General features: G+C 62.0%; 22 protein-coding genes. 11 read left to right on the top strand and 11 right to left on the bottom strand.

Annotation, left to right across the window (positions count from 1 at the left end; translation table 11 throughout):
• The first annotated feature begins 8 nt into the window (after positions 1-8).
• Complete coding sequence (locus ACMV18_RS03870) at positions 9-1,193, top strand: acetyl-CoA C-acyltransferase family protein (RefSeq protein ID WP_374258863.1); 1,185 nt, start codon at positions 9-11, stop codon at positions 1,191-1,193.
• A gap of 83 nt (positions 1,194-1,276) precedes the next feature.
• Here the strand turns inward: ACMV18_RS03870 and ACMV18_RS03865 are convergent, their stop codons facing one another.
• The 5 genes from ACMV18_RS03865 to ACMV18_RS03845 all read right to left on the bottom strand — a co-directional run bounded on the left by ACMV18_RS03865 (position 1,277) and on the right by ACMV18_RS03845 (position 5,540).
• A complete protein-coding gene (locus ACMV18_RS03865) occupies positions 1,277-1,615 on the bottom strand; it encodes a copper-binding protein (RefSeq protein ID WP_420816750.1) in 339 nt (112 codons plus the stop codon).
• Between the two features lie 15 nt (positions 1,616-1,630).
• The gene (locus ACMV18_RS03860) at positions 1,631-2,998 is read right to left on the bottom strand and encodes a multicopper oxidase family protein (RefSeq protein ID WP_420816749.1); all 1,368 of its coding nucleotides are present in this window, start codon (positions 2,996-2,998) and stop codon (positions 1,631-1,633) included.
• Between the two features lie 12 nt (positions 2,999-3,010).
• Positions 3,011-4,429: a TolC family protein gene (locus ACMV18_RS03855; protein ID WP_420816748.1), complete on the bottom strand. Its 1,419-nt coding sequence runs from the start codon at positions 4,427-4,429 to the stop codon at positions 3,011-3,013.
• Positions 4,430-4,529: 100 nt separating this feature from the next.
• The gene (locus ACMV18_RS03850) at positions 4,530-4,853 is read right to left on the bottom strand and encodes a hypothetical protein (RefSeq protein ID WP_420816747.1); all 324 of its coding nucleotides are present in this window, start codon (positions 4,851-4,853) and stop codon (positions 4,530-4,532) included.
• A 66-nt stretch (positions 4,854-4,919) separates the two neighbouring features.
• Positions 4,920-5,540 carry a TetR/AcrR family transcriptional regulator gene (locus tag ACMV18_RS03845; protein ID WP_374258868.1) on the bottom strand — a complete coding sequence of 207 codons (621 nt, stop codon included), beginning with the start codon at positions 5,538-5,540 and terminating at the stop codon, positions 4,920-4,922.
• A gap of 112 nt (positions 5,541-5,652) precedes the next feature.
• Here ACMV18_RS03845 and ACMV18_RS03840 point away from each other — a divergent pair, with 112 nt between their 5' ends.
• From ACMV18_RS03840 to ACMV18_RS03800, 9 genes are read left to right on the top strand one after another with little or no spacing between them, the layout of a single operon-like run.
• Positions 5,653-6,963, top strand: coding sequence for an NAD(P)/FAD-dependent oxidoreductase (locus ACMV18_RS03840; RefSeq protein WP_420816746.1), 1,311 nt, complete (start codon positions 5,653-5,655; stop codon positions 6,961-6,963).
• Between the two features lie 20 nt (positions 6,964-6,983).
• Positions 6,984-7,760 (top strand): DUF1365 domain-containing protein, encoded by a 777-nt coding sequence (locus tag ACMV18_RS03835; protein WP_420816745.1) that lies wholly within the window; start codon positions 6,984-6,986, stop codon positions 7,758-7,760.
• Positions 7,757-9,028, top strand: a complete 1,272-nt coding sequence (locus ACMV18_RS03830) for a class I SAM-dependent methyltransferase (protein ID WP_420816744.1) — start codon at positions 7,757-7,759, stop codon at positions 9,026-9,028. Before ACMV18_RS03835 ends, ACMV18_RS03830 begins: the two co-directional genes overlap by 4 nt.
• Positions 9,029-9,046: 18 nt before the next feature.
• On the top strand, positions 9,047-9,619 hold the full coding sequence (locus ACMV18_RS03825; RefSeq protein ID WP_420816743.1) for a chalcone isomerase family protein: 573 nt from the start codon (positions 9,047-9,049) through the stop codon (positions 9,617-9,619).
• A gap of 4 nt (positions 9,620-9,623) precedes the next feature.
• Positions 9,624-10,880, top strand: a complete 1,257-nt coding sequence (locus ACMV18_RS03820) for an MFS transporter (protein WP_420816742.1) — start codon at positions 9,624-9,626, stop codon at positions 10,878-10,880.
• 44 nt (positions 10,881-10,924) lie between these two features.
• Positions 10,925-11,431 (top strand): DUF3833 domain-containing protein, encoded by a 507-nt coding sequence (locus ACMV18_RS03815; protein WP_420816797.1) that lies wholly within the window; start codon positions 10,925-10,927, stop codon positions 11,429-11,431.
• A gap of 16 nt (positions 11,432-11,447) precedes the next feature.
• A complete protein-coding gene (locus ACMV18_RS03810; RefSeq protein ID WP_420816741.1) occupies positions 11,448-12,221 on the top strand; it encodes an SDR family NAD(P)-dependent oxidoreductase in 774 nt (257 codons plus the stop codon).
• Between the two features lie 17 nt (positions 12,222-12,238).
• Positions 12,239-12,664: a nuclear transport factor 2 family protein gene (locus tag ACMV18_RS03805; RefSeq protein ID WP_374259145.1), complete on the top strand. Its 426-nt coding sequence runs from the start codon at positions 12,239-12,241 to the stop codon at positions 12,662-12,664.
• Between the two features lie 53 nt (positions 12,665-12,717).
• Positions 12,718-13,596, top strand: a complete 879-nt coding sequence (locus tag ACMV18_RS03800) for an alpha/beta fold hydrolase (RefSeq protein WP_420816740.1) — start codon at positions 12,718-12,720, stop codon at positions 13,594-13,596.
• A 26-nt stretch (positions 13,597-13,622) separates the two neighbouring features.
• Here ACMV18_RS03800 and ACMV18_RS03795 read toward each other — a convergent pair whose 3' ends face one another.
• From ACMV18_RS03795 to ACMV18_RS03775, 5 genes are read right to left on the bottom strand one after another with little or no spacing between them, the layout of a single operon-like run.
• Complete coding sequence (locus ACMV18_RS03795; RefSeq protein WP_420816739.1) at positions 13,623-14,399, bottom strand: alpha/beta hydrolase; 777 nt, start codon at positions 14,397-14,399, stop codon at positions 13,623-13,625.
• 11 nt (positions 14,400-14,410) lie between these two features.
• Positions 14,411-15,820 (bottom strand): exonuclease domain-containing protein, encoded by a 1,410-nt coding sequence (locus ACMV18_RS03790; protein ID WP_420816738.1) that lies wholly within the window; start codon positions 15,818-15,820, stop codon positions 14,411-14,413.
• 13 nt (positions 15,821-15,833) lie between these two features.
• On the bottom strand, positions 15,834-19,814 hold the full coding sequence (locus tag ACMV18_RS03785) for a response regulator (RefSeq protein WP_420816737.1): 3,981 nt from the start codon (positions 19,812-19,814) through the stop codon (positions 15,834-15,836).
• 1 nt (position 19,815) lies between these two features.
• Positions 19,816-21,051, bottom strand: a complete 1,236-nt coding sequence (locus ACMV18_RS03780; RefSeq protein WP_420816736.1) for a response regulator — start codon at positions 21,049-21,051, stop codon at positions 19,816-19,818.
• 2 nt (positions 21,052-21,053) lie between these two features.
• Positions 21,054-21,995 carry a DHH family phosphoesterase gene (locus ACMV18_RS03775; protein ID WP_420816735.1) on the bottom strand — a complete coding sequence of 314 codons (942 nt, stop codon included), beginning with the start codon at positions 21,993-21,995 and terminating at the stop codon, positions 21,054-21,056.
• Positions 21,996-22,234: 239 nt separating this feature from the next.
• On the opposite strand from ACMV18_RS03775, the gene ACMV18_RS03770 reads away from it, so the two are divergent.
• Positions 22,235-22,744, top strand: coding sequence for a flavodoxin family protein (locus ACMV18_RS03770; protein WP_420816734.1), 510 nt, complete (start codon positions 22,235-22,237; stop codon positions 22,742-22,744).
• A gap of 239 nt (positions 22,745-22,983) precedes the next feature.
• Here the strand turns inward: ACMV18_RS03770 and ampC are convergent, their stop codons facing one another.
• Positions 22,984-24,147, bottom strand: coding sequence for a class C beta-lactamase (gene ampC / locus ACMV18_RS03765; RefSeq protein WP_420816733.1), 1,164 nt, complete (start codon positions 24,145-24,147; stop codon positions 22,984-22,986).
• Positions 24,148-24,426: the final 279 nt, after the last annotated feature.

The following is a 24,426-nucleotide window of genomic DNA, read 5'->3' as shown; positions in this document are numbered from 1 at the left end:
GAAACAACATGACTCGTGAAGTCGTCTTCGTGGGCGCAGCCCGTACCGCCATCGGCGCATTCGGTGGCGCGCTCAAGGACGTGCCGCCCGCAGATCTGGGCGCGCTGGTGATCAAGACCGCGCTGGAACGCGCTGGCGTGCAAGCCAAGGACGTGGGTCACGTCGTGGTGGGTCACGTGATCCCCTCCGTCCCACAAGACGCTTACATCAGCCGCGTGGCCGCCCTGAACGCCGGCGTGCCTCAAGAGGCGCCCGCTTTCAACGTGAACCGTCTGTGCGGTTCGGGCTTGCAAGCCATCGTGTCGGCCGCTCAATCCATTCAACTGGGTGACTGCGAAGTGGCCGTGGGTGCCGGTACCGAGTCGATGAGCCGTGGCGCTTATCTGGTCACCAGCAACCGCTGGGGCGCTCGCATGGGCGACGTGAAGATGCTGGACTACATGCTGGGCGCCCTGCACGACCCACGCATGCACATCCACATGGGCATCACCGCTGAAAACGTTGCTGCACGCTACGAAATCACCCGTGAGCAGCAAGATGCTTACGCTGTGCAGTCGCAACAACGTGCAGCCAAGGCGATTGCCGCTGGCTACTTCAAGGAACAGATCGTTCCGGTCGAGATCAAGACCCGCAAGGGCGTGGTGCTGTTCGACACCGATGAAGGCGTGAAGGCCGACACCAACGTCGAAGCCCTGGCCAAGATGAAGCCCGCCTTCAAGAAGGAAGACGGCACCGTGACCGCCGGCAACGCCTCGACCCTGAACGACGGCGCTGGCGCCGTGGTGATGGCCTCGGCCGAAAAGGCCAAGGAACTGGGCCTGAAGCCGCTGGCTCGCCTGGTGTCCTATGGTCACGCTGGCGTCGAGCCTGAGTACATGGGCATTGGCCCGGTGCCTGCTTCGCGCAACGCGCTGGCCAAGGCAGGCCTGACCGTCGCCGACATGGACGTGATCGAAGCCAACGAAGCCTTCGCCGCTCAAGCTTGTGCCGTGGCCAAGGAACTGGGTCTGGACAACGAGAAGGTCAACCCCAACGGTTCGGGCATCTCGCTGGGTCACCCCGTGGGTGGCACGGGCGCCATCCTGGTGACCAAGGCCATCTATGAACTGCAACGCACTGGCGGCCGTTACGCCCTGATCACGATGTGTATCGGTGGCGGCCAAGGCATCGCCCTGGTGATCGAGCGCGTCTGATCTCCGGTCTGATCGCTCCCTGACAAAGAGGCTCCTTCGGGAGCCTCTTTTCATTGGGGGATCACTGAGCCGTGACGCGGCACTCAGTGTGCCGGCTCGATCTGGGTCACCACATAAGCCCCCTTGATCTGCGCGGCCTGGAAGCGAATGCGGTCCCCCACTTTCAACCCCTTGAGCCAGACGGGTTGCGCCACCTTGTAGACCATGGTCATGGGTGGCATGTCGATGCTGGCAATGGGCCCATGACGCAGCGTGAGCTTGCCTTGCGCCAGGTCGATCTTGCGGACTTCACCATCGGCCAGTTCATGCGCGGCATGGTCGTGCGTCGCCGCGCCGTGGTCGTGAGGGGGCTCGGTCGTTTGGGCGTGCGCCAGCGTGACGCTGGTTGCCAGTACCGTGCGCCACAACAGGTTTCGAATCATGGTGTGCTCCTGAAATCAATGGCCGGCGTGACCTTGGGGTTTGCGAACGTTCAGCGTTTCTGATGACGCTGGGGCGGAGGGGGCTCGCACAGGCACGGGGGTGTCGACGTGCACCTCCCGCGCCAGCGTGCCGGGCGGATGGGCGTAGTCACCGGGGTCGCGGTAGTCACCCTTGCGAAGGTGGTCCCGCACCTTGATCACGCTGAACATGCCGCCCATGCCAATGGCACCGAACGGCCCCTGCCCCGTCATCATCGGCAGGGTGTTGTCGGGCAAGGGCATCTCCATCTCGGCCATCTCGTGCATGCCGTGTTGCCCCATGGCCATGTAATCGGGGATGAGACGGGTGATCTTGCGGGCCACATCACGCTGGTCCACCCCGATCATGTTGGGCACGCCATGCCCCATGGCGTTCATGGTGTGGTGCGACTTGTGGCAATGCAGCGACCAGTCGCCCGCCACCGCATCAAACTCGATGGCACGCATTTGGCCCACACCAATGTCGGTGGTGACTTCGGGCCAGCGTGCGGTGGGGGGGACCCAGCCACCGTCGGTGCCGGTCACTTCAAAGTGCGGGCCATGCATGTGAATGGGGTGGTTGGTCATGGTGAGGTTGCCCACACGGATGCGCACCCGGTCTCCGGTGCGGGCCACCAGGGGGTCGATGCCGGGAAAGGCACGGCTGTTCCAGGTCCACAGATTGAAGTCGAGCATGGTGTTGACGCGCGGGGTCATGGCACCGGGGTCAATGTCGTAGGCATTGAGCAAAAAGCCGAAGTCCCGATCGACTGGGTGCTGCGCCGGGTTCTTGGGGTGCACGACGAACATGCCCATCAGCCCCATTGCCATCTGCACCATCTCGTCGGCGTGCGGGTGGTACATGAAGGTGCCCGAGCGCTGCAGCACGAATTCGTACACCCAGGTCTTACCGGGCCCGATGGGGGGCTGAGTCAGGCCGGCCACGCCATCCATGCCCGAAGGCAACAAAATGCCGTGCCAGTGCACCGTGGTGGGTTCGGGCAAGCGGTTGGTGACGTAGATGCGTACACGGTCGCCTTCTACCGCCTGGATGGTGGGGCCGGGGCTTTGTCCGTTGTAACCCCATAGCCGGGCCGTCATGCCCGGTGCGATCTCACGCACCACGGGCTCGGCCACCAGATGGAACTCCTTGACGCCATCCTTCATGCGCCAGGGCAGCGACCAGCCGTTGAGGGTGATCATGGGTTGAAACGGTCGCCCGTTGGGCGGCGGGGGGGGCACCTCGGTCAGGGGTGAGGGTTGCGATACCAGTTCAGGCAGGGATGCCGCACTGACGCGGCTGACCGTGGCTGCGCCCAGCAGGGAGGCACCAGCGGTCTTGAAAAAACCTCGACGGTTGCTCATATGGTGATCTCCTCAATGTGTGGCGGCAGATGGGGTGGCCGTGGTGGAGGCCTCACCCAGTCCGGTCAGACTGCCCCCTCGGCCATAGACCGCGGTTTGCAGTTGCGACTCGGCCAGCCAGAACTGGCGCAAGGCCTGCACCGCACCCGTCACGCTGCGCACCTGTTCGCGCGCATCGGCCAGCAACTCGAACACGCTGTTGAACATGCCGTTGTAGCGAAGGAGCATTTCGTCCGAGATGCGCTGCCGCAGGGGCACCACCTCGTCCTGGTAATGTCGGGCCTGGGCGTAAGCGGCCCGGTAAGCCGAGTGCGCCTCACGGACTTCGGACTGGGCCTGGATGGCCACCTGCGCCGCCTGATGCACCGACTGCATGTACAGGGCTTCGGCACGAGCCACGCGGGCCTCGCCAAAGTCGAACAGCGGCAACGCCAACTCCACTTCATAGCCCTGACTCAAGCTGGCGCCCGTGGTGCTGGCGTTCTGGTAGCCCGCATGCAGCACATTGATCAGGCGCGTGCGGCGTGTCAACCCCAGATCCGCGGCCGTGGCCTCGGCGGCGCGTTTGGCCATCTGCACATCCAGGCGTTGGTCCAGCGCCTGTTGCTCGGCCTGCTGAGCCGGGGCCTCGTGTGCGGGCAGATCCGGCAAACGAGCGGGCAGCTGGAATGTGGTTTGTGCCGCCTCCAGCGCCAGCACCCGAATGAGCCGCTCGCGCGATGCCGTCACCTCATGCTGAGCCCGTGTCACTTGCAGCCGCGCATCGGCGGCAAACGCCTGTTCTCGCATCTGGTCGAGCTTGTTGAAATGCCCGGCAGCCAGCATGCGCTGCGCCAGCTCGGCCGCCGCATCGGCCGCATCCTGCACTTGCTGGGCGTACGCCCACAGTTGCTGTGCGGCAACCGCGTCAATGTAGGCGCGTCGTGCCTCGTGCGCAGCATCCACGGTGTCGGCGGCCAGCTGCAACTGGCCTCTCTCGAGCGTGCGCGCGGCGGCCTGCTCATTCAACGGCACGGTCAACAAGCCCAGCACATTGAACATCAGGCTGCGGTCGATCTCGGTTTCGCCATCGCCCCGGCGCTGACCGAAACTGAACGTGGGGTTGGCCAAGCGCCCGGCCCGAACACGGTCGGCCTCGACCACGCCCAATGCGGCATAACGGGCCTGCAGTTGCCGGTTGTTCAACAAGGCAATTTCGACAGCACTGTCCGGCGTCAGGGGCCGTTGCAGCAACTCGGCAACACGTGCCTGACTGGCTTGCCGGTCGGCCTCGGTGCGTGGCGGCGTGGCGGTGGTGCCCAATCGCGATTGGGTCAATTGGCGGACCGGCCCGGTCCCGCCATCGTCAGACAGGCTGGCGCAGCCTGCCAGGGTCAGCACAGCCAGGCTCAGCAGGAGCGGCCGTGCGGACATCCACTTGGATGTTTGCATGATGAAAACTTGTTCAAAGGCCAGCACGCGGGTACGTGCACGGCCAGATCCTGCGCGTGACGCAGGGCCCAAGTCCCTCAGTTGGCTGAGGGAGGCGGCATCAACAAGTTCTGGGGGGCCGATCCGGTCCGTCGGTGAGGAAGGCCAGCGGTGGGGTCGACAAAGGCGGAAACACCACGTGTGACCGCACCGTCAAGGTCGGCACCTGCGTGGGCACCGCCGCAGGACAAGCCACACAGCACGCACCCGACATGGCATGACAGCGACCGTGCCCGGCATGCTGACACGCATGCCGTGAGGAGGCAGCCTCCGCGCGGTGGGTGTCAGCGTGGGCCACCACATCTGTCACAAGCGCCCCCGCCTCATGGCAATGCTTGGCCCATGCGCTGCCCATGGGCAGCAACATCGCCAACAGCATAGTCATCACAAAGCGAACAACCGTCATGGCACACATGGCAGGCAAGTGAGCCCTCAGTGTAGCGCGTAGCGCTCAGCGTTGGGGGGCCAGACCGCCAAAGGTCGTGGTGGTGGCCCAGTCCAGGATCTGGTCGTCGGTGTACTGCCCCGAAGCTTTGAGCATGGCCACCACCGGATCGCACGCCCGTGCAAAGAGGATGTACATGATCATCTCCAGCGGCAAATCGGGGTTGAGTTGCCCACGGGTCTGCCCCTGCGTGATCCAGATGCTGATCTTGTTGCTGAGGTCGATCAAGCGGTCCATGTAGTCGTCATTGGCCTGCAGCGTGGCCGTCAGCGACGAGTTCTGGGACGGCAGGGCCGGCATCTCGCCCGCCAGTTGCGCCTGCATGGCCCAACGGGCAATCGCCTTGAGTTGATCCAGCGCCGGCACGTCGGCTTGCGCACGCAGGTCATCCACAAAAGCCAACGCCCGATCCAGCGCCCGCACCATGGCAGCGGCCGCCAAGTCTTCTTTCGACGCAAAGTGCTTGTACACGCTGGCCTTGGCCATGCCCGCCTCGGCGGCGACTTCATCGACCGTCATGGCGTCATAGCCCTTGGTGGCCAACAAGCGATTGACAGCCTCAACGATGGCCTCCTCGCGGAAGCGCTGCATTTGTTCTTTGTAGGAAGGACGCGCCATGCCTCGCATTGTAGGCGGCCTCGCCCAAATAAAATACCCACTCGTGCAAAGTTGATACCAATTGGTTATTATTTGAACTAATCAGTTCACACAGAGAACCAAAAAGTTCAAAGGACTCACCATGTCGCGCATTGCTGTCATCGGATCAGGCATCAGCGGTCTGAGTGCCGCCTGGCACCTCACTCAGACCGACCGTGCTCACCAAGTCACGGTGTTCGAGGCCGGCTCGCACTTCGGGGGGCATGCCAACACCGTGGATGTGACCCTGGACGGCATCACCCACGGTGTGGACACCGGCTTTCTGGTCTACAACGAGCGGACCTACCCCGGCCTGATCCAGTTGTTCGAGACGCTGAACGTGGCGTGCGCGCCGTCGGACATGTCGTTCTCGGTGCAAAGCCCCCGCAAAGGCCGTGGGCAAGATCACCTTGAGTGGAGTGGCAGCTCCCTCAACACCGTGTTTGCGCAGCGCCGTAACCTGCTGCGCCCTCGTTTTTGGTCAATGTTGAAAGACATCGTCCGCTTCAACGGCTTGACCACCTCGCTGGCTCAACGTGGTGAAGACGTGGCGCTGCGGCAGCCCATCGGCGAATTTCTGGACCAGCATGCGTTCGGTGACGCCTTCAAGGAAGACTATTTCCTGCCCATGGTGGCTTGCATCTGGTCGTGCCCAACCGAGCAAATGCTGCGCTTTCCGATGGCCACCATGATTCGGTTCTGTCACAACCACGGCCTGCTGCAGGTGGCCAATCGTCCGCAGTGGTTCACCGTGAAGGGGGGCTCGCGGGAATATGTCCGCAAGGTGATTCAGCACTTGCCGGACGCAAGACTGAACACCCCCGTGACGTCGCTGACGCGCCTGTCTGACGAGGTCGTCGTGCACACCCCCCATGGCAACGAGCGATTCGATGGCGTGGTGCTGGCCTGTCACAGCGACCAAGCCCTTCGCTTGCTGGGCCATCAGGCCAGCCCGCAAGAATCCCGCCTGCTGGGAGCGATCCGCTACCAGCCAAACCGCGCCGTCCTGCACACCGACGAAACACTGCTGCCCAAGCGTCGCATGGCCTGGGCGGCCTGGAACTACGAGCGAGCGGTGCCGCAAGGCAACCACGATGCCCCCGTGTGCCTGCACTACCTCATCAACCGTCTTCAGCCCCTGCCATGGCAGCGCTCGGTGATCGTGTCGCTCAACCCCCTGCGTGAACCCCGCGCTGATCAGGTCATTCAAACCATCGAGTACGACCACCCGGTCTTCGATCAGGCCGCCATCGACGCACAACGCACGCTGCACACCATTCAAGGACAGCAGCGCACCTGGTATGCCGGCGCCTGGTGTGGCTACGGCTTCCACGAAGATGGCTTCCAGGCCGGCCTGCGCGCAGCGCAAGACCTGAACGCCACATTGCAGGCCTCGGTTCGCCACGCCGCCTGAGCACGCCCAGGATGCCGACCATGGACGTCACCCCCATCACCCGCGAAGCCCCACCTCAAGCCCTGCTGGGCGTGGGCCATGTCTGGCATCAGCGCCTGCGTCCGGCTCGGCATGCGTTTCGGCACCGCAGCTATTTCGTGCTTCTGCCCATGCGGGCGGGTCGCGCACACGGTTGGCCGATCCCTCGCAAAAAGTGGGGGCTGATGTCCTTTCGGGATCAGGACCATGGCCATCAAGAATCTGACGCCTTGCACTGGATCGAGCAGCTGCTGTATCACGAAGGCATCGACGATGCCGATGGCGAAATCTGGCTGCTGACCTATCCACGCGTACTGGGCCACACCTTCAAGCCGGTGAGCTTCTGGATCGCCGAACGCCGCGACGGCACCTTGGCCGCCGTGGTGGCCGAAGTCAACAACACCTTCGGTGAGCGGCATTGCTATCTGCTGACCGGTCCGGACCTCGCATGGGGTCGCCCCATTCAAGCCAGCAAGGTGTTTCACGTCTCGCCGTTCAACTCGGTGGCAGGTCACTACACCTTTTGCTTCACCCGAACACCTCAGCGCATCCATGCCCGCATTGATTTGCACGATGCCGGCGGTCCGTTGGTGCAAACCAGCATCGGCGGCGAGCTTCAGCCCTACACCCGCGCCGCTGCGTGGCGCACGTCCCTGACACATCCCTTCATGACCCTCGGCGTGGTGGTGCGCATTCACTGGCACGCCCTGCAACTGCTGTTCAAGCGGGTCCCTTTCTTTCACAAACCCGATGCGCCCGAGCGCTTCATCACACGATGACCACTGCCACCCACACCGCCACCGTCAAGCCCAGCTTGCCTGCCGATGCGCCTGCTGCGGCTCGCACTGTGTTTCGCCTGCTTGATCAGCTCGCTCATGGACGCCTGACCATTCAGTGGCCAGACGGTCAAGTCAGTCACTTTCCCCATGCCGCACACGCGGAAGACTCGGCGCCTCGGGGCACGATTCGTCTGCACAACTGGCGGGTGTTTGAGCGCACGCTCAAATCCGGCGACATCGGCTTTGCCGAAAGCTACATCGATGGTGACTGGAGCACCCCTCATCTGACCGATTTGCTGTCGCTGTTCATCATGAACCGGGAGCACCTGGAGCAAGTCGTCTATGGCTCGTGGTGGGGCGCCCTGCTCTACCGCATCAAGCACGCCTTGAATCGCAACTCGCGTCGAGGCAGCGCCAAGAACATCCACGCGCACTACGACCTGGGCAACGACTTCTATCGCCTGTGGCTGGACCCGTCGATGAACTACTCCAGCGCCTGGTTCGAAGGCCGACCCCGGGCCGAACGCGCCAGCGCTGACTTACAGGCCGCACAAGTCGCCAAGATGATGCGTGCCCTGACCGAGGCTGGCGTCCAAGAAGGCTCCCGCGTGCTGGAGATTGGCTGCGGCTGGGGCGCCATTGCCGAAACAGCCGCCAAGCAGTTTCAGGCCCATGTCACGGGGGTCACGCTGTCGCGTGAACAACTGGCTTGGGCTCGCACACGCATGGCCGAATCCGGCCGCGCCGATCTGGCCGACTTGCGCTACCAGGACTATCGGGACCTGGCCGCAGCACACGAGCACGAACCGTTTGACGCGATTGTTTCCATCGAAATGTTCGAAGCCGTGGGGCAGTCTTACTGGCCCAGCTACTTCGACACCCTCAAACGCTGCCTGAAGCCCGGTGGCAAGGCCTGTGTCCAGACCATCACCATTCGGGATGACCTGTTTGACCGCTACAGCCGCTCCACCGATTTCATCCAACAGTACATCTTTCCGGGCGGGATGCTGCCCAGTCCCAGCCGCTTTGAGGCCATGGCGCAGAAGGCTGGCTTGGTCGTCGAGCGGCGTCTGGCCTTTGGCCACGACTATGCCGAAACCCTGCGCCGCTGGCGTGACGCCTTCCTGCAGCGCGAAAACGATGTCGCCCGACTCGGGTTCGACACGCGCTTTGTGCGCATCTGGACCTTCTACCTCGCCTACTGCGAAGCAGCCTTCGAGCACGGCAACACCGATGTCATGCAGTTCACACTGCGCCGCCCCGACTGAACAGGGAGTGCACACGCCATGCGCCACACGCGCCCGCCCCTTTCTCGCCGCCAAGCCATCGGCACATTGGCAGCCCTCACGCTCACCCACACCCAAGCCATGACTGCGACCACCACCAGCGCACCACCAGAAACCAGCGCCGTGCTCCCCAAGAGTCAACTGCTGGGCCGCGCCACGCTGCGCTTCTTTGGCCTTCAGGTGTACGAAGCCCGACTGTGGACGGCCAGCGGCTTCGACCCCCATCGCTACGACCAGTCGCCGTTCGCGCTGGAGCTGGCCTACGCGCGCAAGCTCGATGGCCCCGCCATTGCCGAGCGCTCCATTGCCGAAATGCGTCGGGTGGGCGACTTCAGCGAGGCACAAGCCCGAACCTGGCAAGCGCTGATGAATCAGGCATTTCCCAGTGTCGTGGCCAACGACCGGCTGACCGGCGTTCACGATGGCAAGGGCGGTGTGCGCTTCTTCTTCAATGGCAAAGAGACCGCAGCCATCCAGGACAAGGACTATGCCCGCCTGTTCTTTGGCATCTGGCTGTCGCCCAAGACGTCCGCGCCCGGCCTGCGCCTGAGCCTGCTCGGCTTGCAGGACTGACACCATGCGCACGTGGCAATACGGACTGCTGGGCGCGCCACTGGCCTTTCTGTCTTTGCCGCTGTACGTGGCCCTGCCACGCTATTACGCAGAGCACTACGCACTGGCGCTGAGTTCACTGGGCCTGCTCCTGCTGCTCACCCGCTTGCTGGACGCCTCACTCGACCCCTTCATCGGCCGCTGGGTTGATCGCCTGTTTGCCCAATCCACCCTACGGGCCTGGCGCGTCGCCGTCGTCGGCGCCATCGCCGTAGGGATCGGATTTGCCGCACTGTGGATGCCGTGGCACATGGGTTCTACGGCGTTGTGGCTCTGGCTGGGGGTCATGCTGGTGTGCACGTACATCGGCTTCAGCATCGTTGCCATGGTTCACATGACCTGGGCCGCTCGATGGGGGGGCAGCCCTCAGGCCCAAGCCGCATGGGTCTCTGCACGTGAAGGTGCGGCGTTGCTGGGTGTGATTGCCGCCAGCCTGCTTCCACTGTGGCTGGGCTACGCCGCGCTCAGCATCACGCTGATGTTGCTGCTGTGCATCGGTTTGCTGTGCCTGAAGCGCACCGCCCACCTGCATGCAGCAAGCCCGGTCGCGACGCACAGCCTGCCGCCTGCCCCGCCCTTGCCCAGGCCGTGGCAACTCCCCGCGTTCAATGCGCTGCTCGTGGTCTTCCTGTTCAATGGCACAGCCAGTGCCATCCCCGCCACGCTGCTGCCCTTCTTTGTGCGTGACACCCTGAACGCCCCCAGCTGGGAGCCCGCCTTCCTGCTGATCTACTTTGTGGCGGCGGGCCTGGGGATGCCCCTCTGGCTGCGACTGATTGGTCGCTGGGGCCTGGCCCGTGTCTGGATGCTCGGCATGGCGACCAGCGTGCTGGCCTTCTGCGCGGTGCCTTGGCTGAGCACCGGCGACACAACTGCATTTGCCATCGTGTGTGCACTCACCGGGTTGGCGCTGGGCGCTGATCTGGCCGTCCCGGGCGCGTTGCTGACCCACCTCATTCACCGCTCAGGCCTGGGGCAACAGGCTGAAGGCAGCTTCTTTGGCTGGTGGACCAGTGCCAACAAACTGAACCTGGCACTGGCCTCTGGCCTGGCATTGCCCCTGCTGGAGTGGAGCGGCTACGTCACCGCACGCCGCACCGACACCGACCAACTGGCGCTGGCCTTGAGCTATGGCCTCTTGCCCTGCCTGTTCAAACTCGTGGCGCTGGCCTTGCTGTGGGCCGGGGCGCGACGTCACCCTGTACTGAAAGGACTGTCATGAATCGACTGACATTCGCCCTGAAGCCCTACCTGCATGCCTGGCTGATGGTGTTGGCCTTGCTCGGCCTCACTGGCTGCGCGGGCCCCAAGGTGCAGGACTACGCGAGCGAGACGCCCACGCTCGATCTGCGCACTTACTTCAATGGCCCCGTCCGCGCACAAGGCATCTTCACCGATCGCCAAGGCAAGGTGGTCAAACGCTTTGTGGTGGACATCCAATGCCAATGGAGCGGCACGCAAGGCACGCTGGACGAGCGATTCACCTACAGCGATGGCAGCACACAACGCCGCATCTGGCGACTGACTGATCTGGGCGGTGGCCGCTACGAGGGCCGAGCCGACGACGTGGTGGGGACGGCGCAGGGGCACAGTGCGGGCAACGCCTTGCAGTGGTCTTACACCCTGGCGCTCCCGGTGGATGGTCGTGTTTGGCACGTCAACTTCGAGGACTGGATGTACCTCATCGACGAACGCACGATGCTGAACAAGGCTGTCATGAGCAAGTTTGGCATTCAGCTCGGCGAAGTCACGCTGTCGTTCACCAAGCTCTGAGGTCTGGAGCCCCATCATGTCCATGAACCCTCGCATCCATCAGTGGCCTGGCCAGGTCATCTGGCTCATCGGTGCATCCAGTGGCATTGGTGAAGCCACGGCGGCCGCGCTGCATGCGCAAGGCGCCAAGGTCTTTGTCTCGGCCAGGTCAGCCACCGCACTGCACGCCTTTGCTGCACAGCACCCTGGCAGCACGGCCCTGCCGCTGGACGTGACCGATGCAGCCGCCATGGCGCACGCCGCTCAAACCATCGTGCAAACTGCGGGGCGCATGGATCTGATCATGTACTGCGCAGGCCATTACAAAGCCATGCGCGCCACTAACTTTGATCTCACCGAAGCTCTGCGCCATCAGGATGTCAACGTCACCGGCGCCTTGAACATGCTCTCCGTGGTCCTGCCCATCTTGCAGCGCCAAGGCCATGGTCACCTCAGTCTGGTCGCCAGCGTGGCCGGCTACCGAGGCCTGCCCCAGTCCTTGGCCTACGGCCCCACCAAGGCCGCCCTGCAACATCTGGCCGACACCCTGTACCTCGACTTGCACAACGAGGGCATCGGCGTCTCCATCATCAACCCTGGCTTTGTGGCCACACCGCTCACCGCGCAAAATCAGTTCAAGATGCCCGCCTTGATCCGCCCGGCAGATGCGGCACAAGCCATCTTGAAAGGTTGGGAGGCTGGCGATTTGGAGATCCACTTTCCCAAGCGCTTCACCTGGTGGCTCAAACTGATGCGCTTGCTGCCCGACCGGCTGTACTTCCCGCTTGTTCGCCAATTCACGGGGCTTTGAGCCGCCCGGCCACACAGATGACTGATCCTCGCACCGCCCGTCTCGCGCAGTTCTACGCATCGATCACCCCGGCCAGCCTGACGCAGATCCCGGACATCTATGCGGCCGACGCGCGCTTCAAAGACCCGTTCAACGATGTGCACGGGCACCGCGACATCACCCGCGTGTTTGCGCACATGTTCGACACCGTGACCGAGCCCCGCTTTGAGGTACTGAGCGCACACACCCAAGGCGACGAAGCCTGGCTGACCTGGAACTTCCATCTCCAGCGCGCCAATGCACCGCTCGTGATCCACGGCGCCACCCGCATCCTGTTTGATGCACAGGGCCGCGTGGCCTTGCACCGAGACTACTGGGACCCCGCCGAAGAGCTCTACAGCAAAGTGCCCGTGTTGGGCGCCTTCATCCGCTGGCTGACTCGGAGACTGTCTGCCACCCGGTAAGGCGTCTCACTTATTGGCACAATCTGGGCTCCGTTTGACAGGCCTTGTTGACCATGCAGTTGATTCAGTGGACCCACACCGCGCGCGAAGGCTTTACTTTGCGCGGCTGGCACACCCCGCCCAGCGGCAAGCCCTTGCTGCACTTCATGCATGGCAATGGTTTTTGCGGTCGCACCTACACGCCCATGCTGCAGCACCTGAGCCGCGACTTCGATCTGTGGCTGTTTGATGCACAAGGCCATGGCGACAGCGATCACGGCGGGCCGTTTGTCGGCTGGAACCGCAATGCCGATCTGGCCATGGAGGCCCTGCATCAGCAAGGTAAGGCCTTTGCCAAGGTTGACCACTACGCGTTGGGACACAGCTTTGGTGGCGTGTTGACCAGTCTGGTCCTGGGGCAACACGCTCGTCAGTTCAAGCGTGCCGTGCTGCTGGACCCTGTGCTGTTTTCCCCAGCCATGATCCTGGGCGTAACCCTGGCCACCCTGACCAACACCGCCCGCTTGTCCCCCCTGGCACGCAGTGCCCGTGCGCGCCGCCACCACTGGGCCAGCCGCGAAGAGGCCTTTGAGCAACTCCGCCCCCGGGGCGTCTACAAGACCTGGACGGCTGAGGCCTTGCACGCCTTTGTGCAACATGCGCTCAAGCCGGCAGACGATGGCGGGGTGGAGCTCAAGTGCCGCCCCTCTCGTGAAGCAGAAATCTTCAGCTCGGCGCCAGAGCAGCTTTGGGGACACCTGGGCCGCATCAGCACGCCCACGCACCTGATTCACGGCAACGACACCTTCCCCTTTGTGCTGGAAGGCGCGGCACGCCTGCGCAAAGTCAATCGCCACATCAGTACCGAAGAGGTTGTGGGCACGCACTGTTTCATGCAAGAAACCCCGGCCGACACCGCACAACGTGTGCGGCAATTCCTGCTGTCAGCCTGAAGGTGAGTGGCGGAGGGGCCGCGCCGTCAATCGCCTGTCGGCTGACGAATCCACTTGGCCATCAGGTCCACGGTCGATGCTTCCACCCCGATGAAGCCGTGATAGTGCAAAGCCTCGCAGGGGTTGCCTGACGGCTCGCTGCCGCCTTCCACCCACTTCAGCTGCCGCACCGGTGCCTGGGTCAAGCCGTTCATGATCAAGGGCACATCGGTGGGATAGCAAATGGCGCACGCGTCATGCCGGTGGTGCACCACCAAGGTCGGCACGCGCACCTTGGCCAAATCCTGCGCGGGCACCGCGCCAGGACGACGCACATTCACGATGCTCGACGTCAACACCAAGCCGGCAACCTGATCCTGAAGATGGATGGCCGATGCCGTGGCCGAAATCGTGCCCATGCTGGTCCCGATCAGCCAAACAGGCGCGCTGCTGCGGGCGCGGACCCACGCGAGCACGGCCGACACATCTTCCATGTGAGACGCGGTGATGCGGTCGCCGCTCTGATAGCCCTCTGCGGGCAAATCACTGGCTCGACCAAAGATCGCCACATTCATGCCTTGGGCCAGAAAGCCGCGTCCGCTTCGCACCAAAAAGTTGTTGCTGCTGGGCCAGCCATCCACCACTTGACCAAAACCACCGCCCCCACCCGGAAACAGCACCACGGTTTGAGTGGCAGCCTGAGCAGGCGCCCAGAAAACTGCCGTGGTGACACCGCTGCGCGTGGGAATGCGGCTCATGCTGCCTTGTGCCATCACGAGCACGGGCATCAACGCCCACAACAAGCCTAGCCACCCACGCCACATATCGAGTCTCCTCAGCTCAAGGTCTCACGCTGGGTTGCCAGCGGTTCCACCACCATTTTGGGCAGCCAACTGACAAGGATCTTGTACGTGTCCTTGTCAAAGGTTGGGCGACCCTGTGCCAGCAAGTGGTCCACATCCGCCTCGCAACGGGCCGTGCCCAGATAACACCACGCATCCAGAATATGCCAGGCAGCGCCTTCTTTCACCGCAACGGGGCCACCGTACGGCCAAACCTGTACCTGCCAGTCGGCCAGCACACGCTGCAGGCGCGCTGTGTGTGCGCTCAGTGACTCCTCGCCCACGCACGCACCGCCGCATCGCTTGAGCTGATAGCCAAAACACGGGCGTCCGGACTGCACCTTCTCCAACCCCATGGTGGCCAGACACAGTTGGGCGTCCTCGGCCAATTCACGCAAGGTTTTGAGCGCATCGCGTTGGCTGCCAAACAGGCCATACACCGCGTCTTGCCTCCCCCAATCCAGATCTCGGGCCCATGCCAGCTCGGGGCGCAGCCCTTCTTCATCATCATGCTGGCAAGGCACCAAGCGCCATGTACACAGTTCATCACTGCGGCGCAAACGCCGGTTGTGAATGGGCTGCCAGCGCTTGATCAACTGGGCCTCGGTCAGCAAGGCGCCCATTTCACCCGGCGTTTCAATCCAGTCAATGCGGCGCACCTGCTGAGACAGGCTCATCTCCTTGGCAAGTCGATGGTCGGCACTGAAGTGCGACAAGATGCGCTGCCGAAGGTTGTTGGCCTTGCCGATGTACAGCGGCAAATCGTTGTCGCCGTAAAACCGGTACACGCCATGCTTCTCGGGCAAATCGTCCAGCAGCGCGGGGTCAAGGTGCGTGGGCCAACTGCTGCGCCCGGTCAGCTCGGACACGGCCTTGTCCAGCACATCGGCGTCAACGTCTCGCGCCAGCACCTGCCAGAACTGCCGCAACACATCGGCGTCTGCCAAGGCACGATGGCGAGCCGGCATGTGCAAGTCGTGTCGCTCGATCAAGGCATCCAGGCTGTGCTTGGCATGCTGGGGATACAGTTTGCGCGACAGCTTCACCGTGCACAACACCGGCGCCTTGAAGGTCAGCCCCAAGCGCTTGAATTCGTTTTTCAGAAAGCCGTAGTCAAAACGCGCGTTGTGCGCCACAAACAAGCGCCCATGCAAACGGGCCATGACCTCGTCGGCCACGGATTCAAACAGCGGGGCGTCGGCCACCATGCTGTCGGTGATCCCCGTCAGCCCCTGAATGAACGACGGGATCGGCGTCTGTGGGTTCACCAAGGTTGACCACTGGTGAACCTCGCCATCCTCATCCACCTCCACGATGCCGATCTCGGTGATGCGGTCCACTGTCGCCGTGGCCCCCGTGGTTTCCAGGTCCACAAACACCATGGGTTGCGTCGCACGTGCCATGCTGTGCTGCCCCTCAATGCCCGCGCAGCAGGCCCAGCAAGGGCTCGCTCGACGTCAGCTGATCCAGGGCACGGATGGCATCCGGGAAAGCGAAATCCTCAATGGCCGTACTGAGCTGGCGCACCACCGATGTGTCCAATCCGGGCACCGCCATCAAGGTGGGCTGAATGCGCCGATACGCATCCACCGAATCCAGGTCGTCTGCCAACAGCAAACGTCGCAAGGTGTGCAACGGCTCGGCCAGATCCCCTTGAATGACCGGGGCGGCAGGCGCATCCTGATGCACAAACAGCTTGCGAGCCTGACGTGTGGCGCTGACGATGCGATCCAAGCGCTGCGCCAACTCGTTCAGCCCCGCGTCGATGGCTGGTGCTGACGCGCCCGACTTGAGCATTTGCTCCAGCGACAGCGACTCACCTTGCAGATCGATCCAGCCCAGCGTACCAGCCAGTCCCTTCAAGGTGTGAATCCGTCGCTGTGCGGACGCCATGTCACCGCCCTGCCACTCACGACGCGCCAGCAGCACGTCTTCGGCATGGTCGTCGGCAAACATCTGCAGGAAGTGCCACAGCTTGTCCCGGTCACCCAGGCACACGCTGAGGCCCCGCGCCTGATCCAGCGCCACCTGATGCGTCAAGGCATCCAGCACCTGTCCCGCACGCGAAAACTCCTGCGGCCGCCCACCGGCATGGGTCCGTGCTGGCGCGTTGGGGTTGTGCACCGGCATCCAGGTCATCAGGGCCCGCGCCATCAAATGGGGCTCCACAGGCTTGATGATCATGTCATTCATGCCGGCGGCCAGCGCTTGCGCCCGGTCCTCGGCAAAGACGTTGGCCGTCATGGCCAGCACCGGCACCACCTTGCCTTGCGGCATGGCACGCAAGCGACGGGTCGCTTCCAGGCCGTCCATGCGCGGCATCTGAATGTCCATCAGCACCAGGTCAAAGCTGCCCTCTTCAAAGGCATTGATGGCTTCCTCGCCATCCTCGGCCACGGTCACATCCAGGCCCATGCTGGACAGCAGCGCCATGGCCACTTCCTGGTTGAGCACATTGTCTTCGGCAAGCAGCACATGGTGGCCCGGCGCAAACCTCGGCAGAGCCTGCGCGTGTTCCGTCTGCGCACCGGTCGTTGTGCCAGCCATCCGGAGGTTCAAAGCTTGCGCCACCGTCGATGCCAGCAAAGTTGGCATCACCGGCTTGTGCAAGAAGCCCGCAAACTGACTCAAATCCTCGTGGCTCTCAGCCGTATTGCCAGACGACCCCGACACCAGCAAACACACAGGCTGCTGCGTCAGCTTGGAACGACGGATGTTGGCCAGCAACTCTGCCCCTGTCATGCCGGCCATGAACCAGTCGGTCAACACCAATCGGTACGGCTGGCCTTCGGCATCAGCGTGATAGATCGCCTCCAGCGCCTGGAAACCACTGGATGCCTGATCGACCTTGGCGCCCAAGTGCTCCACCATGCCGGCCAGCAATTGACGCGACACCGCTGCGTCGTCCACGACCAGCACCCGGTTGTCTGCCAGCAAATGAATGGTGGCATGCACAGCAGGCGTCACCACCGTCAAAGGCACTTCAATCCAGAAGGTGCTGCCCTGGCCCGGCTGACTCCGCACCCCGACTTGCCCCCCCATCAACTCGGCCAGCTTGCGAGAAATGGCCAAGCCCAAACCCGTGCCACCAAAGTTGCGTGTGGTCGAGGCATCCGCCTGCTGGAAGGCTGAGAACAAGCCGCGCTGCTGCGCCTCGCTCAAACCAATACCGGTGTCCGTCACTTCAAAGCGAATGCGCGCCTGAGCGCCATCGCGCTTCACCACCTCGCCCGTGAGCACCACGCTGCCCTTCGACGTGAACTTCACCGCATTGCTCACATAGTTGAGCAACACCTGTCCCAGCCGCACGCCATCGCCATGCAGCACGGCAGGCAAGTGATCAATGCGGGCAACCATCTCCAGCCCCTTGGCTTCGGCCTTGTCGCTGGTCATGGCGAAGAGATGCGACACCACCGCTTCCAGCTCGAAGTCGGTCTCTTCCAGCACCATCTTGCCGGCTTCGATTTTCGAGAAATCGAGGATGTCGTTGATCACGGACAGCAAATGCGTGGCCGCTGCCTGCACCTTTTCCACCTGCTGAGACTGCCTGGCGTTGAGCTCATCACGCTGCATCAAATGCGTGAAGCCAATGATGGCGTTCATGGGCGTGCGGATTTCGTGGCTCATGTTCGCCAAGAAGGCACTCTTGGCCCGGTTGGCGCTCTCGGCCTGATCCTTGGCCTGCTGCAACTCGTGGGCCACACGACGCTCTGCACTCACGTCCTCGATGATGCAGATGATGGCGTTGTCGGCATCGCCGATCGCAAACCGTGACGCCTTGATCCGCGCCCAGAAAGTTGAACCGTCGCGGCGCTGCATCAGCTGCTCGTTGCGGTAAACCTGTCCCTGATTGATCGTGGCATCGATCATCTGGACCGTTTCCTGATAGTCCCGATCCGAATGATGCAAGACACGGGTGGTCTGCCCCACGAAGCCATCTACCGGCACGCCAAAGATCATCTCCAGCATGCGGTTGCACCGCAGGATCTGATGCTCGTGCACCACCACGATGCCCACCGTCGCCGCTTCAAAAATCGCGTTGAGCTCGTCGTGCGCGCGACGCAACGCTTCGGTGCGCGCTTCCAATTCGCTCTTGGCTTCTTCCAGCCGGGCCGTGCGCTCCGACACACTGGCTTCGAGGTCACGCCGCAGCTGATCCAGGTTGCGCTCGTTTTGCTTGCGCTCGGTGATGTCCGTCCACACCGCGCTGAGCACCGACTTGCCTTGCACGGTCAGCACGCGCACGGAAATCGAAAAATCTCGCTTCGCACCCGATTTGGTCAATCCGACCGTATCAAACGAGCCACCGCCCGACGACAGCAACTCCTTGAGCAAAACGTTCAGCTCATCCGGCGAACGCCCACCGGCCACATCAGACAAGCCGCAATGCTGGAACTCGTCGACCGTGTACCCCAACGACGAACTGGCCGCTTCGTTGAAGCTCAAGAACCGCCGCGACTCGATGTCCAGCACCACGATGGGAATGGGCGACAGATTCACAATGCTGGTCAGCAAATCGCCCTGCTCAATCAGCGCGGCCTCGGCGGCATGACGCCCCTCACGCTCATGGCGCAAGGTCTCCATCGTCTGCGCCATTTCGCCCATCAGCGTGTGCGGCGACTTTGCGAGTTGCTGCACGCGCGCCAATGCGTCGGGGTCGGCTTGCTTGCCCTCGAAGGCACGACGCAAGATGATGCTCAAGCTCGACAACTTGCGCGCCCACGCCAGCGCCACCAGCAGCCAGCCCAGCAACATCAACAGCATGACGGCGCCATTGAGCCAGCTGAGCTTGCGCGTGTAGTCGTTGAGCAGTTGCTCCTGCTGCTTTGCCAGCAAGCGCACGCGGCTGGACAAGATGTCTTCGGCCTCATCCGTCAGCACGGCGTAGGCCACGTAGGCATTCTCTGCGCGCTCCAGATAAGACTCTGCCTGCGACACACGCGCCGGCAGCAACTCTGTCGTCGTCAGAATGGCCTGCTTGAACGCCACCAGCGAGCCGCGGGCTTCGTTCAGCTTGTCGATGGCCAATTGGCTCTCAGGCGTTTGAGACAAGCGCAGCATCTTCTGATCAATGCTGCCCATTTGCTCTACCGCGTGCCTGTGAACATGCATGGCCTGCGTGGCATCCATGGCGCCATTGGACGCCTGCTCCACGGCTTGCATGGTCTGCTGATGCAACAGCAACAGTTCATGACTCACTGCGGCCGCTTCGGCGGCCACCTGCGCTGCCTTGGCGCGCTGGACTTCTGATGACTGACGCGCATCGCGCACTTGCATCAGGAAAGCCTGATTCAGTCCCGCGCCCGCGATCAAGGCCACCGCCACGGGCACGAAAAACAGCACCACAAATCGAACCAGCTTCGACCGTGAAGATTGCCTCTCAACTGCTGAGGTCATGTCAATTTTCCGAACCAGTCACACTGTCTGAAGCATCCGGCAAAGCGTCCCTGGCCGCATCGGATTCGTCCGCGTAGAGCTGCGCCACCCGCACAAACTCATCCAGGTGGGTCATGAAGGCATCCAGCACATCCGGATCGAAATGTGTCCCGCGGCCTTCTCGCATGATGTCCAGGGTCTGCTCCAGCGGCAGCGCCCCCTTGTAATGACGTCTGGACAACAAGGCGTCAAACACATCGGCCACCGCCATCAAGCGAGCCGGCAAGGGAATGTCTTCGCCCTTCAAGCCCTCCGGGTAGCCTGAGCCATCCCAGCGCTCATGGTGACTGCCTGCAATTTGCTTGGCCACCATCAAAAACTTCAAGGCTGAGGGATGCGCCTCCAGGCCGCCCGCACCACGCAAACGTGCGTGCTGCGCGCTCACCCGCTCAATGGCTTCACCCACGGCCTCGGCGCCGATGAGGGTGTGGCGCTTCATCACCTCAAACTCATCCACGTCCAGCTTGCTGGGTTTGAGCAAGATGGCATCCGGTACCCCCACCTTACCGATGTCATGCAAAGGGGCCGCTTTGATGATCTCCTCGCGCGTGAGCGGGTCTTGCAGCGCCGCACTGAAGCGTGGGTGATCCTGCAAATGCTTGATCAGGATCTGCACATACCCCTGCGTGCGATACAAGTGGTTGCCCGTTTCGTTGTCGCGCTTTTCGGCCAGCAGCGCCAGCGCGTGCAGGCTCACGTCCTTGATCAACTCGTTTTCAGCCATGCGGCGATGCACTTCGGCATCCAGGCTGGCGTTTTGCCGCGCCAGCTGGTCACGGGCACGCTTGAGGTCCAAATGCGCCCGCACACGGGCCAGCAACAGGGCCGGCTTGATCGGCTTGGTGACATAGTCCACCGCGCCCAGCGTCAAGCCACGCTCTTCGTCCTGATCGGTGTCCAGCGCCGTCACAAAAATAACTGGGATGTCGCGGCCTTCGGGCTGCTGACGCAAGCGCTCGATGACCTCGTAGCCATCCATGCCGGGCATCATCACGTCCAGCAAGATCAGGTCAGGCCGGGGCCCTTTTTCAATGGCCTGCAAGGCATGCAGGCCCGAATTAGCCACACGAACCTGAAACCAGGGGCGCAGCAAATGGCCGATCACGGTGAGGTTCTCTCGGGTGTCGTCCACCACGAGCACCGTCATCCGTGCGCCATCTGCGCCATCAGCGCCGTCGTCCTGGTTCATCTCAGTCATGCTTACTCACCCGCAGGCGGTGTGCTCGACCAGAATACGCCTGTCAGCAACTCCGTCAAGCGCTCAGACCCCATGCGGAAGCCACACGCCTGCGGATGCCCGCCACCACCCATGGCCTCGGCCAGCGGAATGGCATTGAACGAGGGCTGCGCACGCAGGCCCACCTTCACGGTGCCGTCTTTCGACACGCTCCACAACAGCGCAAACGTGCCCACCTGGGCCGACAACATGTTGCCTACCTCGCTGGTGAAGGCGCCGGGGCAGTTGACCATCACGCCCTGGTGACCGTCGAACGTCAGCGGCGCAGCCCCTTCCGAAATATCGCGGCACAGGGCCAGGAACTTCTCGTTCATGGCCGTGCCACGCTGGTAGAAGGCGGCCGACTGTTCGGGTGTGAACGCGGCAATCTCGGCCCAGCGGGGAAACTCGTTGGGCTCCAGATCCAGCGCGGCCAGGAAGGCGGCGCTTTCCGGGTAGGCCCAGTTCCACAAATCACGGTCCTGGATGTAGCGGATCAGGTCCGGCACGGCCTTTTCGGGGTGGAAGAACTTCCACGCCAGCATGGCACCCGACTGGCTCATGTCAAAGTGCACCGCACCGCAGCGGCACTTGAACTGGCCCAAACGATCGGCCGCGCTCTTGTGGTGGTCCAGCATGACCAGCTTGGCCGCCTTGTCGTCCAGCCCCTGCATCAGAGCCGCGTCAAACGAAAAGTCGAGGATGTAGACCGCGCGGCCTTCGACGGGCGGCAGGTCTTCCAAGGTGGTGACTTTGCCGTGGCTGACACCCACGTATTCGCCCTGCCCGTCAAAGTACAGCCAAGCAGCCAGCGCGGCGCCAAACCCATCGGGACACTTGCCGTGGTACAGCACCAGCGGGTTGGGGTCGTCTTTCGACGGGGTGACCGCCAATCCGGGCAAAGAGGTAAAAAGGCCTGTGCTCACAACGTTCCGGGCGGCTTGCGCCGCCTGATAGATATCAAAACCCTTGATGGTAAAGGGTAGATGCCGGCATCTGGCCGACGGCCCTCGTGGAATGACCCACCAAGGTCGGCAAAATTGCCTCATTTCTAAGCAAGCTAAGTCGTGCCCCTAGGGTGTGCAAGCTTGCCCCATGCTTGCCAACAAACTTATCCACAGAAAACGTGGACAACTGTGCGCCATCCAGGCTCTATGCTTGCTGCATGACCACGCACAAGACGCTTCTCATCGTCTACCACTCCATGACCGGCGGCACACGGCAGATGGTGGATGCCGCGCATCAAGGCGCCCTGGCCGCCCAAGCCGAATCGGGTGTCCACATCAAGGTGCTGCACGCCAGCGAAGCCACCCCCGCCGACGTGTTGAGCGCCGACGGCTACGTGTTTGCCACACCGGAAAACCTAGCGGCCATCAGCGGGCAGTTGAAAGACTTTTTTGACCGCTGCTACTACCCTGCCCTGGACCGCATCAACGGCCGCCCCTACGCCGTGATGGTGTGCGCAGGTAGCGACGGCACCAACGCCGTGCGGCAACTGGACCGCATTGCCACCGGCTGGCGGCTGAAGCGCGTGGCCGAACCAGTGCTGGTGTGCACGTGGGCGCAGACGCCTGAGGCGATTGCGGCACCCAAGGTGATTGGCCTCGAGGATTTGAAGCGCTGTGAGGAACTGGGGGAAGCGCTGGCGTGTGGGGTGGGAATGGGGGTATTTTGAGGGGGCGGCCAACAGCGCCTACTTCGCGTTGAAGGGCTGCTTTGCAGCGATTGCGGCTGTCCGTAACCCAAGCGCGAACTACCGATCACTACTTCATAGCGGTCATTCAGCACGCCACTTCAGTTCCTTCTCCGATGTCTGTTTTCAGGCGAGCAGCAGCCCTTCGCTAACAGGCTGTACTTGGGCCACGGAAGGTCCGCTATTTCAGCTTTCGAATAGGTCCTGTCGACCCATAGCGGTCACTGCTTGCCGTTTAGTTTGCTATAAATTTCGTGAGCAATTTCTACTCGTTCAGCATTGGGGTAGTTTTTATTGGCAAGCAATACAACCCCAAATTGCTTTTCTGGTACGAACGCAACGTAAGCACCGAAGCCATTGGTGGCACCTGTCTTGTTGACCCATACATTGCTGTTAGGTTTAGCAGAAAGTTTTTGGATCCTTACTGGGGTTGGATTCAGGATAAGTTTGGGAGCATTTCCTTCTTGGAGAGTAGGCAAGTCAACAGGCATTGCATACTCCTCCCAGATGAGGTCTTGAGTCATCTTGCCTACGCTGAAATAGCTCTTGCGGGTATTGTTTAAAGCTGCTTGCAGCGTTCTATCCAATGGCAAGATGCCCATGTTGGCTTTTACAAAGGTGCTCAGGTCAGAAGCCGTGGTTTTGATACCGTAGGCTTCACTGTCCAACATGCCTGGATTGACACGCACAGGCTTCTTACCCTTGTTGTAGCCCCAAGCGTAGCTGGACATCTTCTGTGCAGGGATGCTCAGATAAGTGCTAGTCAAACCGAGGGGCTGGAAAATGGTTTGAGTCATGGCGGTGCTGAAATCTTGCCCCAAACTTTTCGCCGTTATCCACCCTAAAGCACCGATGCTTGGGTTTGCATAAGTACGCATCGTGCCGGTTTTGTACGCAGGCTTCCAGGTGCGGAGGTATTCCAGAAGCTGCTCCCGAGTTTGGACTTCATCAGGCACCTGCAGAGGAATGCCGCCAACGGTGTGCGTTCCAAGATGGAAAAGCTGCAAGTTACCGAAGTCCGTACCAGCCAACTCAGGCAAATACTTTGCTGCTGTATCGGTCAGTTTCAGCTTCCCAGTGGCTTCTGCGTGCGTCGCCAGTGTGGCTGTGAAGGTCTTACTGATAGAGCCAATCTCAAAAATCGTCTCGTCAGTTACCGGTGTTTGTTTCTCAACATCTGACACGCCATAGTTAAAGACATAAGTCTTGTCCCCCAATACCAATGCCACAGCCATACCAGGAATCTGGTTCTTTTCCATGGCAGGCAGCACGGCTGCAGAGATGGCTTTCATTGCTTCAGCACTGGAAATTTCAGCAGCATTGACAGCCGAGCCAAGACCAAAGACAGCGGCTGTCAGAAGGACAGTAAACAGACGGTTTTTCAATTTTTACCTTACGGGTGAAGGAGGAAAGCCAACGCTGGCACTTGCGATGCAATTGAGTGCTGTAGCGCTACGAGCTGGGGATTCTAAAAAATTTGATAGCAAATTGGCTCGGCATCGCGGAGCGATGAGTGACTGCTTCTGGCCGCCTGCCGCCGACCGCGGTCTGGCTCGAAAGCAGTCTGTCAACGCGCCGTTTCATTGTTGCCATGATCATATCTTAATCGCGCACAGGCGGCCACAGGCGGGCAGTATGAACCAGCGTCAGTATCCACACCGTTT

This window comes from Aquabacterium sp. (genome assembly GCF_048860245.1).
Lineage (GTDB): Bacteria > Pseudomonadota > Gammaproteobacteria > Burkholderiales > Burkholderiaceae_C > Aquabacterium.
This window is presented reverse-complemented; position numbering and strand designations above follow the sequence as displayed.